Origin of the sequence: Novosphingopyxis sp. YJ-S2-01 (assembly GCF_016093175.1) — a bacterium.
Classification (GTDB): domain Bacteria; phylum Pseudomonadota; class Alphaproteobacteria; order Sphingomonadales; family Sphingomonadaceae; genus Novosphingopyxis; species Novosphingopyxis iocasae.
Genome location: NZ_JAEDAI010000008.1, coordinates 1 through 528, shown reverse-complemented (window position 1 = coordinate 528; position 528 = coordinate 1). Strand labels below are relative to the sequence as shown.

General features: G+C 62.1%; 1 protein-coding gene. It reads left to right on the top strand.

What is annotated here, in order from left to right; genetic code table 11:
- A partial coding sequence (locus tag I6A82_RS14395; RefSeq protein ID WP_232343689.1) for a putative solute-binding protein occupies positions 1-528 on the top strand: 528 nt, incomplete at both ends.

Here is a 528-nt window from a genome sequence, read left to right as displayed (position 1 = left end):
CATGCAGAAGTTTGGTGCCAGCATCGAGCTCAAGGGCTATACCGACGAACGCGTCGCTTCTGAAGACTTCCGCACCGGCCAATGCGATGGCGTGATCGCCACCGCCTTCCGCACCCGCCAGTTCAACCCCGTGGCCGGCTCGATCGACACGCTTGGTGCCACCACCATCGTCAAGGACGGCAAGATCGACATCGCCGCCAGCTACGACGTGGTCCGCAAGATCATCCAGACCTATGCCTCGCCTGCCGCCTCCAAGCTGATGGTCGACGGCAACTATGAAATCGGTGGCATCACGCCGCTGGGCGCCGCCTATCCCGTGGTCAACGACCGCAAGATCAACACCGTTGAAGCCCTGGCCGGCAAGCGCATCGCTTCGTTCGATTACGACAAAGCCCAGGCCGTGATGATCCAGCGCATCGGCGCGCAGCCCGTGTCGGCCGACATCACCAACTTCTCGACCAAGTTCAACAACGGCTCGGTCGACATGATCGCCGCGCCCACCCTGGCCTACAAGCCCCTTGAGCTCTA